1 protein-coding gene and 1 pseudogene are annotated in these 587 nt (G+C 48.7%); both read right to left on the bottom strand.

Translation table 11 applies throughout. The features are described from left to right. Window positions 1-51: 51 nt before the first annotated feature. Window positions 52-249: a hypothetical protein gene (locus HMPREF0860_RS04625; RefSeq protein WP_231364333.1), complete on the bottom strand. Its 198-nt coding sequence runs from the start codon at window positions 247-249 to the stop codon at window positions 52-54. Window positions 250-255: 6 nt separating this feature from the next. Continuing rightward, a pseudogene (locus HMPREF0860_RS13915) lies at window positions 256-587 on the bottom strand (hypothetical protein); the annotation flags it as partial.

Raw genomic sequence — 587 nt, 5'->3', positions numbered from 1 at the left:
TTACACCGGATCGGAGATATGACGAATTGCTGCCGTGCGAGACAGCTCTGTTTACAACTGTTCGATTTCCGCTTCGGTGAGGCCGGTCATCGTGCAGATTTCGGCAATCGGATAGTTGTGCGTTCGCATGAGCTTCGCCGTTTCAAGTGCTTTTTGATATGAGCCTTCCTGAAGTGCGATTTCTCTTTCTTCCTCCCGCTGCACGGCTATGTCGACATCATAATCGTATTCGGCAATTAACATATTCATTCCTACTCATTCTGAAAGATTTTCAACTTCTTCAGCAGAAAGGCCGGTCATCGTACAGATTTCGGCAATCGGATAGTTGTGCGTTCGCATGAGCTTTGCCGTTTCAAGCTTCGCTAGATACGAGCCTTCGGAAAGGCCTTTCGCTTCGCCTTCTTGTAATGCTTCCTCCCGCTGCACGGCTATGTCGACATCATAATCATATTCGGCTATCAACATGTTCATCACCTCCCGGCTTTTTCGCTGCAGATACTCCCGCAGGATGTCGTTTTGTATGCACTCTTTGATCGCGTTCCGAAAGCCGTTTTCACTGTCGAGCTTCGTGTGTCTCCTCACGGCTT

It is taken from the genome of Treponema socranskii subsp. socranskii VPI DR56BR1116 = ATCC 35536, from assembly GCF_000468115.1.
GTDB classification, from domain to species: Bacteria; Spirochaetota; Spirochaetia; order Treponematales; family Treponemataceae; genus Treponema_D; species Treponema_D socranskii.
This window is presented reverse-complemented; position numbering and strand designations above follow the sequence as displayed.

Bases quoted from the DNA above. Each gene is read 5' to 3' on its own strand.
- HMPREF0860_RS04625 (WP_231364333.1), bottom strand. From the start codon at position 249: ATGAATATGTTAATTGCCGAATACGATTATGATGTCGACATAGCCGTG.